This is a genomic window from Amycolatopsis sp. NPDC005232, from assembly GCF_040607795.1.
Lineage (GTDB): Bacteria > Actinomycetota > Actinomycetes > Mycobacteriales > Pseudonocardiaceae > Amycolatopsis.
Window position 1 is genome coordinate 79,742 of sequence record NZ_JBEXHL010000028.1, and the last position, 15,719, is coordinate 95,460.

General features: G+C 71.2%; 15 protein-coding genes. 13 read left to right on the forward strand and 2 right to left on the reverse strand.

What is annotated here, in order from left to right; genetic code table 11:
- Positions 1-298: 298 nt before the first annotated feature.
- Genes ABZU76_RS37765 through ABZU76_RS37790 form a run of 6 tightly spaced genes read left to right on the forward strand, consistent with a single transcriptional unit; the run spans position 299 to position 5,120 of the window.
- On the forward strand, positions 299-1,306 hold the full coding sequence (locus tag ABZU76_RS37765; protein ID WP_354878727.1) for a sigma-70 family RNA polymerase sigma factor: 1,008 nt from the start codon (positions 299-301) through the stop codon (positions 1,304-1,306).
- Positions 1,303-1,890 carry a TIGR03086 family metal-binding protein gene (locus tag ABZU76_RS37770; protein ID WP_354878730.1) on the forward strand — a complete coding sequence of 196 codons (588 nt, stop codon included), beginning with the start codon at positions 1,303-1,305 and terminating at the stop codon, positions 1,888-1,890. The genes ABZU76_RS37765 and ABZU76_RS37770 overlap by 4 nt, the downstream gene beginning before the upstream one ends.
- On the forward strand, positions 1,887-2,693 hold the full coding sequence (locus ABZU76_RS37775; protein WP_354878733.1) for an SDR family NAD(P)-dependent oxidoreductase: 807 nt from the start codon (positions 1,887-1,889) through the stop codon (positions 2,691-2,693). The genes ABZU76_RS37770 and ABZU76_RS37775 overlap by 4 nt, the downstream gene beginning before the upstream one ends.
- 37 nt (positions 2,694-2,730) lie before the next feature.
- On the forward strand, positions 2,731-3,513 hold the full coding sequence (locus ABZU76_RS37780; RefSeq protein ID WP_354878736.1) for an SDR family oxidoreductase: 783 nt from the start codon (positions 2,731-2,733) through the stop codon (positions 3,511-3,513).
- Between the two features lie 51 nt (positions 3,514-3,564).
- A complete protein-coding gene (locus ABZU76_RS37785) occupies positions 3,565-4,326 on the forward strand; it encodes an isocitrate lyase/phosphoenolpyruvate mutase family protein (RefSeq protein WP_354878738.1) in 762 nt (253 codons plus the stop codon).
- Between the two features lie 2 nt (positions 4,327-4,328).
- Positions 4,329-5,120 carry an SDR family oxidoreductase gene (locus ABZU76_RS37790; RefSeq protein WP_354878741.1) on the forward strand — a complete coding sequence of 264 codons (792 nt, stop codon included), beginning with the start codon at positions 4,329-4,331 and terminating at the stop codon, positions 5,118-5,120.
- 38 nt (positions 5,121-5,158) lie between these two features.
- On the opposite strand, the gene ABZU76_RS37795 is transcribed toward ABZU76_RS37790, so the two are convergent.
- A complete protein-coding gene (locus ABZU76_RS37795; protein WP_354878744.1) occupies positions 5,159-6,385 on the reverse strand; it encodes an MFS transporter in 1,227 nt (408 codons plus the stop codon).
- Between the two features lie 312 nt (positions 6,386-6,697).
- Between ABZU76_RS37795 and ABZU76_RS37800 the strand changes: the two genes are divergently transcribed.
- The 7 genes from ABZU76_RS37800 (at position 6,698) to ABZU76_RS37830 (ending at position 13,759) form a co-directional block, all read left to right on the forward strand.
- Positions 6,698-8,071, forward strand: a complete 1,374-nt coding sequence (locus ABZU76_RS37800; RefSeq protein ID WP_354878747.1) for a cytosine permease — start codon at positions 6,698-6,700, stop codon at positions 8,069-8,071.
- 43 nt (positions 8,072-8,114) lie between these two features.
- Positions 8,115-8,795, forward strand: coding sequence for an SDR family NAD(P)-dependent oxidoreductase (locus ABZU76_RS37805; RefSeq protein ID WP_354878750.1), 681 nt, complete (start codon positions 8,115-8,117; stop codon positions 8,793-8,795).
- Entirely contained in the window at positions 8,792-9,829 is a 1,038-nt protein-coding gene (locus ABZU76_RS37810) for an S-adenosylmethionine:tRNA ribosyltransferase-isomerase (RefSeq protein WP_354878753.1), read from the forward strand. Before ABZU76_RS37805 ends, ABZU76_RS37810 begins: the two co-directional genes overlap by 4 nt.
- A gap of 115 nt (positions 9,830-9,944) precedes the next feature.
- Complete coding sequence (locus ABZU76_RS37815; RefSeq protein WP_354878756.1) at positions 9,945-11,003, forward strand: ABC transporter substrate-binding protein; 1,059 nt, start codon at positions 9,945-9,947, stop codon at positions 11,001-11,003.
- A gap of 49 nt (positions 11,004-11,052) precedes the next feature.
- Positions 11,053-11,844, forward strand: coding sequence for an ABC transporter ATP-binding protein (locus ABZU76_RS37820; RefSeq protein WP_354878759.1), 792 nt, complete (start codon positions 11,053-11,055; stop codon positions 11,842-11,844).
- Complete coding sequence (locus ABZU76_RS37825) at positions 11,831-12,712, forward strand: ABC transporter permease (protein ID WP_220246860.1); 882 nt, start codon at positions 11,831-11,833, stop codon at positions 12,710-12,712. The genes ABZU76_RS37820 and ABZU76_RS37825 overlap by 14 nt, the downstream gene beginning before the upstream one ends.
- 48 nt (positions 12,713-12,760) lie before the next feature.
- Complete coding sequence (locus ABZU76_RS37830) at positions 12,761-13,759, forward strand: YdcF family protein (RefSeq protein ID WP_354878762.1); 999 nt, start codon at positions 12,761-12,763, stop codon at positions 13,757-13,759.
- Between the two features lie 145 nt (positions 13,760-13,904).
- Here ABZU76_RS37830 and ABZU76_RS37835 read toward each other — a convergent pair whose 3' ends face one another.
- Positions 13,905-15,668 (reverse strand): DEAD/DEAH box helicase, encoded by a 1,764-nt coding sequence (locus ABZU76_RS37835; protein ID WP_354878765.1) that lies wholly within the window; start codon positions 15,666-15,668, stop codon positions 13,905-13,907.
- Between the last annotated feature and the right edge of the window lie 51 nt (positions 15,669-15,719).

Consider the following 15,719-nt stretch of genomic DNA (forward strand, 5'->3'; position numbering starts at 1 on the left):
AGGGTCGGTGCAGGCCCCCACTTTGCCGCGTTTCGGCAGGGTGGGGGCCTGCGTCGTTTCCGAGGTCGGGTTCGACGACGTCGGCGGCCCAGCCCCGGCCGGACCACTTCTCCGACCCGGACCGGCGCTACGTCCGAGATTCACCCTCGCTTCAGCGATGAGTTTGCGGGCGCCCGATTGTCTCTACCAGGACGCCGGACCACCGGCCGACGGGACGGAGGACCGCTATGACGACGCCTGACCTCACCGACGCGAAAGAACCGGCCACCGGGGCCGGTCGCGGCCGGGTGGCTCGGCGATGACGGCCGCCGGCGAGGCGGAGTTCGCAGAGCTCGCCGACCGTCATCGTCCGGAGCTGCTCGCGCACTGCTACCGGATGCTCGGTTCGCTGCAGGAATCGGAAGATCTCGTGCAGGAAACGTACTTGCGCGCCTGGCGCTACTACGACCGATTCGAGGGCCGCTCCTCGGTGCGGTTGTGGCTGTACAAGATCGCGACCACGACGTGCCTGACCGCGCTCAAGAACCGCCGGCGCCGACCGCTGCCGTCGGGCCTCAGCGCGCCGTCGGACGACGCCGAGGTGGCGCTCGGCGGGCCGGAAGCGGACATCCCCTGGCTGCAGCCGGCGCCCGACAGCCTGTTGCACGCCTCCACCGCCGACCCCGCGACGGTCGTGTCCGGCCGCGCCGGGGTGCGGCTGGCGTTCGTCGCGGCCCTGCAGCAGCTGTCCGCGCGGCAGCGCGCGGTCCTTATCCTGCGCGACGTCCTCGGCTGGCACGCCAGAGAGGTCGCCGAGATGCTCGACACCTCCGTCGCCGCGGTCACCAGCGCGTTGCAACGCGCCCGGGCCCAGCTGGCTCAGGCCGGTCCGATTGCGGACGACCTCGCCGAACCGTCGGAACCCGAGCTGCGGAACCTTCTCGACCGCTACGTCGCGGCCTTCGAATACGCGGACGTCGCCGCGCTGGCGAACCTGCTGCGGGCCGACGTCGAGCTGGAGATGCCTCCGATTCCCACGTGGTTCACCGGCGCCGACGTGGTGTGCGCGTTTTTGGCCAGGGAGGTCCTGAGCACGCCGGGTCAGTGGCGCCTGATCGCCACGCGCGCCAACGGCGCCCCCGCCTTCGCCGTGTACCAGCGCGGCGGCGATGGCGCTTTCCACGCCTACGGCGTGCAGGTTCTTTCGCTGATCGGCGCGCACGTCGCCCGCATCAACGCCTTTCTCGATCCCGGCCTGATCGCCGCCTTCGACCTGCCTGCGGTGGTACCGGCACCACCTGCCACTCCGCGCGCTGCCCGGACGTGAGCGGGCCGCTCGCGCGTCCCGGCGGCGAGGAGCGGTCCGTCCTCGGCGGCGCCGCCCGGTACCTGTTGCGCAGCGTCCTGTTGTCGCGCGACGCCGATCTGTCGACACGGACTCCGTGCCCGGATTGGACCCTGGGTGACCTGCTCCGCCACGTCCGAGCGTCGCTGGAAGATCTCACCGGAGTGCTGACCGCGAGCGAGCCACCGTACGCCGGCGGCCCGGAGCCCGACGCGGATCCGGTCGCCGCGATCCGCGCCCGCCTCGTCGACCTCGTGGTCGCGTGGGCTCTTGTCCTGCCGGGCGACCGCTGGTGCGAGGTCGGGGATCGGCGGGTTCCGGCGGAGATCGTGGTGTACACCGCGGCCACCGAAATGGTCGTGCACGGCTGGGACATTTCGCAGAGCTGCGGAGCACAACACCTCATTCCCGCCGAACTGGCGCGGAGTCTGCTCGCTGTGTCGCGGCCCCTGGTCGAGGCCGGTGCCGAAGTTCGGGCGTTCGCCACCTCCCTGGGTTCCCCGGCGACGGCGACACCGGGCGAACGACTGCTCGCTCTCTTCGGCCGGAGCCCGGATTCCCGATGAGTTCACGCAAGCCCGGTTGTCTCTATTCGGGTGGTGGTCCGAAACCGCCACCCGAGACAGAGGAGATCGTCATCATCACGAGCATCGCAGGCAAAACCGTTCTCATCACCGGAAGCAACCGTGGCATCGGACAGGCGCTCGTCGAGGAAGCCCTGAAGCGAAACGCGAAGCGGGTCTACGCCGGGATGCGGCACCCCTCGGCCCACGCTGACCGGAGGGTCACCGCGCTCGCCCTGGACGTGACCGACGCGGCACAGATCCGCGAAGCCGCGGCCGAGGTCGAAGCTCTCGACGTCCTCGTCAACAACGCGGGTATCGCGCTTTACGACGACCTGAGTGATCGCTCGGTGCTCCAGCAGCACCTCGCCGTGAACCTCTTCGGTACCCACAGCGTGACCCAGGCCTTCCTGCCCTTGCTGATGCGGTCCGCCGGCGCCGTCGTCAACAACCTGTCGGTCAACGCGTTCGCCCCGTTCCCGCTCATCCCGGCCTACTCGATCTCGAAAGCCGCCGCGTTCTCCCTCACACAATCATTGCGCGCGCTGGTCGCCGAACACCAAGTCAGCGTTCACGCTGTCCTCACCGGCATCGTGGACACCGACATGTCGCGAGGCGTCGACATTCCGAAGGCCTCCCCGGAGTCCGTCGCGCGCGGGATCTTCGACGGGGTGGAAAAGGGCGAAGAGGATATCTTTCCGGATCCCATGGCCCAGTCCCAAGCCGAAAGCTGGCGCACTGGGGCGGCGAAGGAGCTGGAGCGCCAGTACGCGGCGATCGCGGCGGCGAGCGCCCAGCGTGTCTGATCCCGGAATCGACCACAGCGAAAAAGGGGAGCGGACCATGCTGCTCGAAGGCAAGAACGCGATCGTCTACGGTGCCGCCGGCGCGGCCGGCAGCGCCGTGGCCCGAACTTTCGCCAGTGAAGGGGCGCGGGTCTTTCTGACTGGCCGGGACCTCGCCAAGCTCGACGCACTGGCCAAGGAGATCGGCGGAGCGGCGGAGACAGCGGTGGTCGACGCACTCGACGAAACGGCCGTGGAGAGCCATTGCGACGCGGTGGTGCAGGCGGCGGGAAGGATCGACATCTCCTTCAACGCGGTCGGGATTCCGCAGCAAGGCCTGCAAGGAATCCCGCTGACCGACCTGCCGGTGGCGAGTTTCCTGGTGCCGATCACCACCTACACCCGGGCGCACTTCGTCACCGCCAGGGCCGCTGCGCGCCGCATGACGGTTCAGCGGTCCGGCGTGATCCTGATGCACACACCGGAACCAGGGCGGGTGGGTGTCCCGATGCTCGGCGGAATGGGCCCTGCCTGGGCCGCGCTCGAAGCCCTCAACCGGGAACTCTCGGTGGAATACGCGCGGTTCGGGGTCCGGGCCGTCTGCCTGCGCACCACGGGCATGGAGGAGACCTCGACGATCGATGTCGTCTTCGGGTTGCACGCCGACGCGCTCGGCATCACGAAGGAACAGTTCGCGACCGTTGTCGCCGAAACGACCCACCGCAAGCGTGCGACCACGCTGGCGGAGTTCGCCGAGGTGGCCGCTTTCGTCGCCTCTGAGAAGGCGGCCGCGATGACCGGCACGGTCGCCAACCTGACCGGCGGGGTCGTTGTCGACTGAGTTCCGGCCCGCAAGGCGCGGGCCGAGAAGATCTGATGCGGAGGACGCCCCATGACCACTGACGTGACGGATGTGAAGGTTCGTGCCGAACGGCTGCGCGAGCTCCACAGTGGAGAGATGCTCGTGCTGCCCAACGTGTGGGACGCGGCGAGCGCGGCGATCGTGGCCGAAGCGGGGTTTCCCGCGGTCGCCACCGCGAGCGCCGCCATTTCGGCGATGCTCGGCCATCCCGACGGTGAGGGTGCGCCGTGGGAGGAGATGTTCGCCGCGGCCGGACGCGTCGTCCGCGCGGTTTCGGTTCCGGTCACCGTGGACGCCGAAGCGGGATACGGCATGCGGCCGCGTGAACTGGTCGACCGCTTGCTGGACATCGGCGCGGCCGGCTGCAACCTGGAGGACAGCGACCACCGCAACGGCGGGCTGGTCGAGGCCGGTGCGCAGGCCGACCGGCTCGCGGCCGTCCGCGCCGCCGCCGAGGGCGCCGGCGTCCCGATCGTGATCAACGCCCGTGTCGACACCTTCCTGCCCACCAGCGGAATCCCGGAACCGGACCGGCTCGCGGAAGCGATCCGCCGGGGTCGGCTCTACCGAGCCGCGGGCGCCGACTGCGTCTACCCGATCGGCGTACGCGACCGGCGTGACCTCGCCACGCTCGTCGCCGAGCTGCCCGGCCCGGTCAACGGCAACACGGGCGAGCAGTTGGAGCTGTCCGCACTGCGGGAGCTCGGCGTGGCCCGAGTGTCCTACGGCCCCCGCTTCTACCGCTCGGCCCTGGCCGACCTGAAGACCGCCGTCGAGAAGATCAGGAGCTGAAAGTGCTGCTGGACAAGAAGAACGCGATCGTTTACGGAGCGGGCGGCGCGATCGGAAGCGCCGTCGCGCTGGCCTTCGCCGCCGAGGGAGCCCGGGTCTTCCTCGCCGGGCGCACCCGCGCCGGTCTGGAGGTGGTCGCCGAGAAGATCCGGGCCGAGGGCGGTGTCGCCGACGTCGCCACGGTGGACGTGTTGGAGGTCGACGCCGTCGAAGCGCACGCCGACGCGGTGGTGAGAGAGGCGGGATCGTTCGACGTTTCGTTCAACGCGACCAGCCTCCCGCAGACGGGTATTCAGGGCACCCGGCTCGTCGACCTGTCTCCCGAGGCCTTCGCTCTGCCTATGACCACCTACCCCATGGCCACCTTCGTCACCGCCCGGGCCGCGGGACGGCGCATGATCGAGCAGGGATCGGGGGTGATCCTCACGATCACCGCATCTCCGTCGCGAACAGCCACTCCGCGAATGGGCGGGATGGCGCCGGCGTGGTCGGCGGTCGAATCGCTGTCACGGGGCCTGGCGGCCGAGCTCGGACCACACGGTGTCCGCGTCGTGTGCCTGAACGCGGCGGGAATGCCGGAGACGACGCAGCTCGCCGAGGTCTACGGCTTGCACGCCGACGCGTACGGCATCAGCCGCGACGCGTTCCAGGACCGCATGGAGGCGTTGACGCTGCGGAAGAAGCTGCCCACGGTCGCCGAGATCGCCAACGTGGCCGCGTTCGTCGCTTCAGACCGCTCCAGCGCGATGACCGGCGCGATCGCCAACGTGACCGGCGGCCTGGTCGTCGACTGAGGGGAGCCCGGTGGCGGCGGCTCGCCTGGCACTTCAACCTAGCCGCCGCCACCCGCCGACGAACCGGCCTCCGCCGGTGTGTGGCGCATCTTCCGCACCACCGGCGACAACAACGGCACCGACGCCGCCACCGCCAGCACCACCCCACCGGCCGTGGCCACCGGCCCGGCGCCGAACGCCGAAGCCAACGGTCCCGCCGACAGCTGACCGATCGGAATCCCCACATAAGACCCGAAGTCGTCATAAGCGGCCATCCGCGAGAGCAAATGGTCGGGGATGTTCTCCTGAACCGTCGTATCCCACGCGACGTTCGCGACCCCACCGCCGAGCCCCGCCACCAGCGCCGCGGCAGCAAGCGCGACGAAACCGGGCGAAGTCCCCAGCACGATCAGCGGCGTGGCCGACAAAGCGGCGCACACCTGCCCCAAGCTCAGCAGCCGGCGAGCCGCCACCCGGTACATGACCACACCCGTGATCAGCACCCCCGCGGCCCGCACGCTCAGCACCGCACCCCACGACGCCTCGCCGATGGTGGCGCGCGCGATGGTCGGCCCGAGGACCTGCCAGACGCCGGTCTGCGCGATGTTGACGACCGTGAACGCCGCCACGATCTGCCACAGCCACGTGATCCGCCGGAACGCGTGCCAGCCCTCGCGGATGCCACGCAGGACGCCCGCCCGCGACGAGCCGACGACCGGAGGCAGGCGGAGAAAGCTGAACGCCAGGCCGGCCACCACGAACGATAAGCCGTCCGCCGCGATGGCCCAGCCGCCTCCGACGGTGGCCACGAGGACGCCCGCGACGGAAGGCCCCGCCACCTTCGAGATGTTGCGCGCCGAGGACAGCATCGAGTTCGCCTGACGCAACAACCCCCGGTCGACCAGTTGCGGCACGATCCCGCGCAGGGCCGGCGTCGTGAACGCCGTGAGCACCCCGTTGGCGAACTCCGTGCACACCAGGAACGGCAGCGAGTAGTTCCCCGTCAGCAGCACCCCCGCCGCCACGAGCTGGGTCGCGCCGCTGCCCAGATTGGCGACGCGCAGCACCAGGTCACGCGGGAAACGGTCGGCCACCGCGCCGCCGACCAGCAGCAACGCGAGCATCGGCACCATGTTCGACGCCAGCACGATGCCGAGGTCCCCGGAATCCGGGCTGGCGTCGAGCACCGCGAACGCGAGCGCCACCGGCGTCATCGAACTGCCGAGCAACGACACCATCCGCGCGCCGAAGAACACGGCAAAGCGCCGCGACGCCAGAACCCCCATTCGATCATCGTGCCAGCGGGGCCGTGGGCCGTCGAAGGAGTTTCGGCCTGAACCCGCCGCGTGAACATCCGACGGCCACGACGATCTCGCGGGAAACCTCCGCTGGGCGGTGGCGTTGTGGTCGAACCCGTTCGAGCGGATCGTGGTTTCCGGGACGGTGGTCGAGGTCGCCAACAACCTGGGAAACTCGGTCTCCTTCGATCTCCTCGACCCGAACTTCTCCTGGCAGGGGAGACGTTCGTCGCGGAAGCTTCCCCCAACCCCGGCCAGCGGCAATCATGACACCCGGCAAAACGGGAGAAGGGCCAGTACATGAGCGGGATCGACGCGGAAGTCTTCGGGGGACGCATGCCGTCCGGCGCGGGCGACTTCGCCATCGAGACGCACGGCATCAGGCCCGTGCCCGAGGCGAACCGGTTCGGCCGGCCGTGGCGGCTCGCGAGCGTGTGGTTCGCGCCCAACCTCACCATGACCGCCGTCTTCACCGGCACGCTCGGTTCGACGCTGGGGCTGGGCTTCACGACCGGGTTCATCGTCGCGCTCGTCGGCACGATCCTCGGCTCGCTGCCGCCCGCGTACCTGTCGACCTGGGGCCCGCGAACGGGCGCGGGCCAGCTGCCGCTCGCGCGCCTGCCGTTCGGCCGCACGGTGGTGCTGCCGGGGCTCGTGCAGTGGCTCGGCAGCATCGCGTGGGACGCGCTGGTGGGACTGTTCGGCGGCGAAGCGCTGGCGGAGCTCACCGGGCTGCCGTTCTGGCTCGCCGTGGTGCTCGTGCTGGCCCTGCAATGCCTGCTCGGCGTGTTCGGCTACGCCGTGATCCACCGCGTGCAGGCCGTGATGAGCGCGGTGCTCGTGGTCGCGTTCGTGGCGCTCGCGGTCAAGGTCGTCCTCGACCACCCGATCACCTTCACCGACACCGCGACCGGCGGCGACTACGCGGGCGCCATCGTGCTGTTTTCCACGATCACGCTCAGCCTCGCCATCTCGTGGGCGCCCTACGCCGCCGACTTCAGCCGCTACCTGCCCGCCGACACGAAGCCGGCCGGGGTCTTCTGGTTCACGCTGCTCGGGCTCGTCGCGTCGTACGCGCTGGGTGAGGGCATCGGCCTCGCGCTCGGCTCGGCGCTGGGCGACCAGACTGCCGCCGGCGTCTCGCAGCTGGTCGGCGGCGGTCTGGTCGGCGGCCTGGCGCTGCTGGTGATCGCGCTGGCCGCCGTGTCGTCCAACGCCATGAACGACTACAGCGGCTCGCTCGCCCTCCAAACCGTGGGCGTGCGGCTGCGCCGCCCGGTGTCCGCGGTCGTGGTGACCGTGCTGGCGTTCGTGCTCATCCTCTGGATGCACAGCGGCGACCTGTCGGCGAAGTTCGAGAACGTGCTGCTGTTCGTGAGCTACTGGATCCCGCCGTTCCTGGGCGTCGTGGTGCCTGACTGGCTGCGTCGCACGAAGCACGGCCGGCGCTTCGACATCGACGCTGAGCTGCGGAAACCCACCCGGTCGTGGGCCGCGCTCGTGGCGTTCTTGGTCGGCTTCGCGGCGGCGGTGCCGTTCATGAACACCACCGTCTACACCGGACCTGTCGCCGCCGCCCTGCACGGTGCGGATCTTGCGTACTACGCGGGGTTCGTGGTTTCGCTGGTGGCGTATTTGATCCTGCGCGGCGGAAAGAAGGTTGACCTCCAGTAAAGTAGAGGTCGCACGCTGGTTGGTACCTACTTCAGGAGGAACCATGCCAGTCGCCGTCATCACCGGCGCGTCAGCCGGTCTGGGGCGGGCCCTCGCCGGGGCCCTCGTCCGTCGCGAGTGGACAGTGCTGGGCACCGCGCGGGGTGAAGAAGCCTTGCGGGCCACGGCCGACGAGCTCGGCTTCACCGCCGTGCCCGGCGACGTCACGGACCCTCCGCACCGCGCCGCTCTCGCCGAGGCCGCCGGGCCGCGGCTCGACCTGCTCGTGAACAACGCCAGCAGCCTCGGCGTCAGCCCGCTGCCGCCGCTGGCCGACTACCCGCTCGAAGCCCTGGAATCCGTCTACCGCACCAACGTCTTCGCGCCCCTCGCACTCACTCGAACGCTGCTGCCCGCGCTGAAAACCGCGAACGGCACTCTCGTCGACATCAGCTCCGACGCCGCCGTCGAACCCTACGAGGGCTGGGGTGCCTACGGCTCCGCGAAAGCCGCGCTCGACCACGCCACCGCCGTGCTCGGTGTCGAGAACCCGGAGCTCGCCGTCTACGCCGTCGACCCCGGTGACCTGCGCACGGCCATGCACCAGCTCGCCTTCCCCGGCGAGGACATCTCCGACCGCCCGCTGCCCGAGACGGCCGTGCCCGCGTTCCTCAGGCTGCTCGACGAACGCCCGCCCAGTGGCCGCTACCGCGCCGCCGACCTCGCCACGGCGGTGCGCTCGTGACCACTCCGCACACGCGCTTCACGCTGTCGGACGACCTGCTCGCCGTCGCACCACCCGAAGCACGGGGCCTCGCCCGTGACGAGGTCCGGTTGCTCACCGCGGGCCCGGACGGGGTCCACCACGCCACGTTCCGCGAGGTCGGCGACCACCTGCGGCCCGGTGACCTGCTCGTCGTCAACACCTCGGGCACGCTCCCCGCCGCCGTCGACGCCGTGCGCGGCGACCACGTCGTCGGCGTCCACTTCTCCACCGAGCTCGACGCCGTGGAGTTCGACGAGGGCACCTGGGTCGTCGAACTCCGCGCCCCCGGTGGCCCGCTGCTCGACGGCCGCGAAGGCGAGCACCTCGCCCTGCCCGCCGGCGCCGGCCTCACCCTGCTCGAGCCGCACATCGCCGGCCGGCGACGGCTCTGGCGCGCCCGCGTCGACGTCGAAGGCGGCGTCGGGAAGTACCTGGCGCTCGTCGGCCGCCCCATCCGCTACGGCTACGTCCCGCGTACGTGGCCGCTCACCGACTACCAGACCGTGTTCGCCCGCGACCCCGGCTCGGCCGAAATGCCCAGCGCCGCCCGCCCCTTCACCGCGGAACTCGTGACGCAGCTGGCCTCCCGCGGTGTGCTCTTCGCGCCGATCCTGCTGCACACCGGCGTCTCGTCGCCTGAAGCGGGGGAGCCGCCGTACGCGGAGCGCTACCGCGTCCCCGCCACCACCGCCGCGCTGGTCAACTGGGTGCGCACGCAGGGTGGCCGCGTCGTCGCCGTGGGGACCACCGCGGTCCGCGCGCTGGAGTCGGCCGTGGTGGACGGCGCCGTCACCGCCGCGTCGGGCTGGACGTCGCTGGTGCTGGGCCCGGACCACCCGGCGCAGGTCGTCGACGGGCTCGTCACCGGCCTGCACACGCCTGAGGCCTCGCATCTGCTCCTGCTCGAGGCCGTCGTCGGCCCCGCCCTGGTGCAGCGCGCCTACGACGCGGCCGTCGAACGGAGGTACCTCTGGCACGAGTTCGGCGACGTCTCGCTGCTGCTGAGCAAGTAACGGCACCCCTGTCAAGGGCCTCCGACCGGTTTTCCCGCGATGCGGATGTCGATGCGCCCGGGTGAGTGACCGTGCGAACCTCGCCGGGACCCGTCACCGCTGGAAGGGCCCACCCGTGCGCAAGCTTCCGAGAACCCGTTTGTTCGCCGCCGCGCTCGTCGCGCTGACCGCAGTGGGCGCACTCGTGGGCTGTTCGCGCGCGGAGCGGCCCCAGGCCGCGGCCACGGACGAAGGCGCGGCGACGGAGGTGCGCCTCGGCTACTTCCCGAACGTCACCCACGCGCCGGCGCTGATCGGCGTCGACAAGGGCTTCTTCACCCAGCAGCTGGGCAAGACGAAGCTGACCACGCAGACGTTCAACGCCGGCCCCGACGAGGTCAACGCGCTGCTCGGCAAGTCGCTCGACATGGCGTTCATCGGCTCGGGCCCGGCCATCACGGCCTTCAGCAAGTCCGCAGGCGCCATCCAGCTGGTCTCCGGCGCGGTCTCGGGCGGCGCCCAGCTCGTGGTGAAGCCGGACATCACCAGTGTCGACCAGCTCAAGGGCAAGACCCTGACGACGCCGCAGCTGGGCAACACGCAGGACGTGGCGCTCAAGAAGTTCCTCGCCGGCAAGCAGCTCACCGGCCAGGTCACCGTGACCACGATGGACAACCCGAAGACGCTCGACGCCTTCCGCAAGGGCGACGTCGACGGCGGCTGGCTGCCCGAGCCGTGGTCCTCGCGGCTGGTGCTCGACGCCGGCGCGAAGGTGCTCGTCGACGAGAAGTCGCTGTGGCCCGACGGCCGGTTCCCGACCACCGTGGTGATCGTGCGCAGCGAGTTCCTGCAGCAGCACCCCGACACCGTGCGCGCGGTCCTGAAGGGCGAGCTGGCGGCCATCGACTGGGCCAAGGCCAATCCGGCGGACGCGAAGACGGTCGTCAACGCAGCGCTCAAGAAACTCGCCGGCAGCTCGCTGAGCCCGGCCGTGCTCGACCGCGCGTTCTCCGGCATCGAGCTGACCACGGACCCGATCCCCGAGCAGTTCCCGCAGCTGGCGCAGGACTCCGTCACCGCGGGCGTCGCGAAGTCCGCCGTGGCGCTCAAGGGGTTCGCCGACTTCGGTCCGCTCAACGAGGTCCTGAAGGAAGCGAAGCAACCAGCCGTCGAAGCCCCCGCCCTGGCCAAGTGACTGCGTCCCGGTGATTCAGGCCCTGGTGATTCAAGAGAGGCAGCGAGCGATGACGATCACCCTCCCCAGTGGACGGACCGAGTTCACCGGCACGGCCGCGGTGCGGCTTTCCGGCGTCGGCAAGGCGTTCGGCCCGGCCGGGCGTGCGGTGGTCGCGCTCGACGGCGTGGACCTGACGGTGGCGCCGGGCGAGTTCGTGTGCCTGCTCGGTGCGTCCGGCTGCGGCAAGAGCACGCTGCTGAATCTCGTGGCCGGCCTCGACGCGCCGTCGGCGGGGGAGATCACGCTCAACACTTCGCGCCCGGCGGTCATGTTCCAGGAGGCCGCGCTGATGCCGTGGCTCACGGCCGCGCGCAACGTCGAGCTGCCGCTGCGCCTGGCCGGGTTCGGCCGCGCCGAGCGCCGCCACAAGGCCGCCGAGCTGCTGGACCTGGTGCGCCTGAGCGGCGTGGGCGGGAAGCGTCCGCACGAGCTGTCCGGCGGCATGCGTCAGCGGGTGGCGCTGGCCCGTGCGCTCGCGGCGACCCACCGCGTCGGCGGCGACGCGGAGCAGGCCCTGCTGCTGATGGACGAACCGTTCGCCGCGCTCGACGCCATCACCCGCGACGTGCTGCAGGGCGAGCTGCTGCGCGTGTGGGGGCGCACGGGCACGTCGGTGCTGTTCGTGACCCACGACGTGCGCGAGGCCGTGCGGCTGGGCCAGCGCGTGGTGCTGCTGTCTTCGCGCCCGGGCCGCGTGGTGCGCGAGTGGACCGACGTGCCGCTGGCCGACACCGAGGAGCTGACCGAGGAAATCACCGGCCACCTGCGAAAGGTGATCAGCACCCATGCCGCAGCCTGACGGACCCGTCGACGAGCTGGACGCCGTCGGTTCCGGCCTCGACGCGCTCGACGCCCCGGTAGGGGAGCGCCGCCCGTCGTTCTGGCGCCGGTTCGCGTGGGGTTTCCTGCCGCCGGTCGTCGCGCTCGTGCTGCTCGTGGTCGTGTGGCAGATCCTGTGGGCCGCCGCGTTCTGGCCGGAGGCGCAGCTGCCCGCGCCGCTGGCCGTGTGGAACGAGTTCTGGGACCGCCTCACCGACGGCGAGGTGTTCGGCTTCATCTGGACGTCGCTGCACCGCGCCGCGCTCGGCTTCGCCGCGGGCGTGGTGATCGGGACGCCGTTGGGGCTGCTCGTCGCCAAGGTCCGCGTGGTGCGCGCGGCGATCGGGCCGCTGCTCACGGGGCTGCAGAGCCTGCCGTCGGTGGCCTGGGTGCCGGCCGCGATCCTGTGGTTCGGCATCAACGACGCGGCGATCTACTTCGTCGTGCTGCTCGGGTCCGTGCCCTCGATCGCTAACGGCCTCGTCTCCGGTATCGACCAGATCCCGCCGATCCTGCCGCGTGTCGGGCAGGTCATGGGCGCGCGCCGGCTTGCCGCGGCCCGCCACATCCTGCTGCCCGCCGCGTTGCCCGGCTTCCTCGCCGGGCTGAAGCAGGGCTGGGCGTTCTCGTGGCGTTCGCTGATGGCGGCCGAGCTCATCGCGCTGTCGCCGCAGCTCGGCATCGGCCTGGGCGCGTACTTGAACCAGGGCTCGTCGCTCAACGCGATCGAGAAGGTGATCGCGGCGATCTTCCTGATCCTGCTCGTCGGGATCGGGATCGAGCTGCTGGTGTTCCGGCCGCTGGAGCGCGCCGTGCTGCGGGCGCGCGGCCTCACGTCCTCGCTCTGACGGGGCTCACCCGACGCGGTTTCGCGGCACCCACCACAATGTTCGATCATGGCCCCCGCGATCCTGGCGCTGCTCGCCGATCTGATCTTCTTCGTGCGGTTCCTGCGCGAGCCACGGCGGTTCGGCAACGCCGTGTGGTTCGCGATCGCGTTGGTGTTGACGGCGTTGTGGCTCTTCAGCCTCACGGCGGGGCTGGTGTGGCTGCAGGCCGTGGTGCTGATCTTCGTCGCGGTGGTGGCGGTGGTCGCCGCGCTGGTGCTGCCGTGGGCGCTGGTCGCCAACGGCGCGGTGATGTGGCGCCGCGAGGGGCATCGGCCGGCGAACCTGCTGTCGCTGCTCGCGGGGCTGGCGATCCTGGCGGTCTACGTCTTCACCGTGGGCGCGGTCGCTTTCACGCGCGCGGCGCCGTGGCTGATCGTGGTGGCGCTCTCGGCGCTGCTGCTCTCGGCGTATCTCGGGTTCGTGTTCACGGCGCTGCTCATGTACTCCGTGCTCTACAGCCGGTTGAACCGCCGCGCCCGCGCCGCCGCGATCATCGTGCTGGGTTCCGGTTTGCTGGGTGACCGCGTGCCGCCGCTGCTGGCCAGCCGCTTGGACCGCGGGGTCCAGTGTTACCAGCGCTCGCCCGAGGCCTTCGTGGTCGTGTCCGGTGGCCAGGGGAGTGACGAGCTCACCTCGGAAGCCGTCGCGATGGCTGCGTATCTGGAGAACGCCGGAGTGTCTCGGGAGTCGGTGCTGCTGGAGGACAAGGCCACGACGACCGACGAGAACCTGCGCTTCAGCGTGGAACTGCTGCGCGCGCGGGGGATTTCCGGCCGGATCCTCGCCGTGACGAACAACTACCACGTCTTCCGCACCGCCATCCTCGCTCGCCGCCTGCGGCTGCGCCTGGACGTGATCGGCGCGAAGACCGCTTCGTACTTCGTGCCGAGCGCTTTTCTGCGCGAGTTCGTGGCTTTGCTGGTGCAGTACAAGAAGACGAACATCGCCGCGTTCGTGGTGCTGGGCGGTTTCCCGCCCGCGTTCGCCTTGCTCGGCCAGCTCTGACGCGCCTGCGGCACAACGCGCCCCAATGCGGCGTTCGGTGCGTTGAGCGCAACCAACGCCGCATTGGGGTGGGTCGGTCCGGGTGGTGCTGAAACGCAGACCGGCCCGCAGGCGAGGAGCCTGCGGGCCGGTCTGAAGTGGACGGTCAGCGCCCGGTGCGGCGAGATCCCGCGCGGGTGCCGGACGAGAACGCCGCGGCGCCACGGCTGGAGCCGGAGGCCGAGCCGGCGCGGCTGGGCTGCTGCGAGCGCGTCGCCGACTGGCCGGAACCACCGCGGCGCGGTTCGCCCTGAGTGCGGGCGGCGGCTGCGCCACCGCGACCGCCACCGGTGCGCCCGGCTGCGGCGCCACCGCGGCCGGCGTTCGCGCGCCCGGCGCCGCTGCGGCCTCCGGCTGAACGACCGGCGTCACCACGACCGCGGCCGGCACCGTCGCCGACGGCTTCCCGTGAAGCGCCGCCGCGACCACGGCCGCCGCCTTCGCCGAATGATTCGCGAGCAGCGCCGCCGCGACCGCGGCCTTCGCCGAACGAGTCCCGCCCGGCGCCACCACGGCTGCCGCGGCTGGAGCCGCCGCGTCCGGCCGACTCGCCCCGGCGCGACTGGGCGTTGGCGCGAGCGCCCTGCCCACCGCGGTTCTCCGGAGCCGGCCCACCACGACGGCCGCCGCGGGCGGAAGCGTCGCCGCCGGAAGCGGTGACCTTCTTGGGGCGGTCGTCGACGATCGGGCGGCGCGGCGAGGCGTCGAAGGTGCGCTCGCCGGGGGCGAGCTCGGCCAGCAGCGGGTGGCCCGGGCCGATCTGCGTGGTCGTGGGCTTGATGCCGGCCTTGCGGGTGAGGTCGCGGACGTCGGCGATCTGGTCGTCGGTCATCAGCGTCACCACGGTGCCCGACGCGCCCGCACGCGCGGTGCGGCCGGAGCGGTGCAGGTAGGCCTTGTGCTCCACGGGCGGGTCGGCGTGGATGACGAGGGTGACGTCGTCCACGTGGATGCCGCGGGCCGCGATGTCGGTGGCGACCAGCGTCTTGGCCGCGCCGGAGGAGAAGGCCTCCAGGTTGCGCGTGCGCGCGTTCTGGCCGAGGTTGCCGTGCAGCTCGACGGCCGGCACACCGCTGGCCACCAGCTTGCGCGTGAGGCTCTTGGCGCGGTGCTTGGTGCGCGTGAACACGAGCGTGCGGCCGGGCGCGGCCGTGAGGTCGACGAGCACCGGCAGGCGGTGGGTCTCCTCGAGGTGCAGCACGTGGTGCGTCATGGTCGAGACCGGCGACTGGGCCGAGTCGACACTGTGCGTGACCGGGTCGTGCATGAAGCGCTTGACCAGCACGTCGACGCCGCCGTCGAGGGTCGCGGAGAAGAGCAGCCGCTGCCCGCGCTCGGGCGTCTGGTCCATGATGCGCCGCACCTCGGGCAGGAAGCCCAGGTCGGCCATGTGGTCGGCCTCATCGAGCACGGTGATCTCGATCTGGTCGAGCTTCACCTCGCCGGAGCGCATGTGGTCGGCCAGGCGGCCGGGGCAGGCGACGACGATGTCCACGCCGTCGCGCAGGCGCGTGATCTGCGGAGACGCGCTCACGCCGCCGAAGATCGTGGTCGTCTTCAGGCCCAGCACCTTGCCCAGCGGCGCGATGGTGGCCTCGATCTGGGTGGCGAGCTCACGCGTCGGCGCGAGGATCAGCGCGCGCGGGCGGCCGGGGCGCCGGCGCGTGGGGCCGGCGGAGAGGCGGGCCAGCACGGGCAGCGCGAAGCCGTAGGTCTTGCCGGAGCCAGTGCGGCCGCGGCCGAGCACGTCGCGGCCCGCGAGCGTGTGCGGCAGTGTGGCTTCCTGGATCGGAAACGGCGAGGTGACGCCCTGGGCCGCCAGCGCGTCCACGAGGGACTTGGGCAGGCCGAGTTCAGTAAATGTGGTCATAAGTGCGTACGGGCGCTCGAAACGCCCCGGTTCTCCATACGTGAGAAGGGT

Bases quoted from the DNA above. Each gene is read 5' to 3' on its own strand.
- ABZU76_RS37825 (WP_220246860.1), top strand. From the start codon at position 11,831: ATGCCGCAGCCTGACGGACCCGTCGACGAGCTGGACGCCGTCGGTTCC.
- ABZU76_RS37775 (WP_354878733.1), top strand. From the start codon at position 1,887: ATGAGTTCACGCAAGCCCGGTTGTCTCTATTCGGGTGGTGGTCCGAAA.
- ABZU76_RS37830 (WP_354878762.1), top strand. From the start codon at position 12,761: ATGGCCCCCGCGATCCTGGCGCTGCTCGCCGATCTGATCTTCTTCGTG.
- ABZU76_RS37835 (WP_354878765.1), bottom strand. From the start codon at position 15,668: ATGACCACATTTACTGAACTCGGCCTGCCCAAGTCCCTCGTGGACGCG.
- ABZU76_RS37785 (WP_354878738.1), top strand. From the start codon at position 3,565: ATGACCACTGACGTGACGGATGTGAAGGTTCGTGCCGAACGGCTGCGC.
- ABZU76_RS37800 (WP_354878747.1), top strand. From the start codon at position 6,698: ATGAGCGGGATCGACGCGGAAGTCTTCGGGGGACGCATGCCGTCCGGC.
- ABZU76_RS37795 (WP_354878744.1), bottom strand. From the start codon at position 6,385: ATGGGGGTTCTGGCGTCGCGGCGCTTTGCCGTGTTCTTCGGCGCGCGG.
- ABZU76_RS37820 (WP_354878759.1), top strand. From the start codon at position 11,053: ATGACGATCACCCTCCCCAGTGGACGGACCGAGTTCACCGGCACGGCC.
- ABZU76_RS37780 (WP_354878736.1), top strand. From the start codon at position 2,731: ATGCTGCTCGAAGGCAAGAACGCGATCGTCTACGGTGCCGCCGGCGCG.
- ABZU76_RS37805 (WP_354878750.1), top strand. From the start codon at position 8,115: ATGCCAGTCGCCGTCATCACCGGCGCGTCAGCCGGTCTGGGGCGGGCC.
- ABZU76_RS37765 (WP_354878727.1), top strand. From the start codon at position 299: ATGACGGCCGCCGGCGAGGCGGAGTTCGCAGAGCTCGCCGACCGTCAT.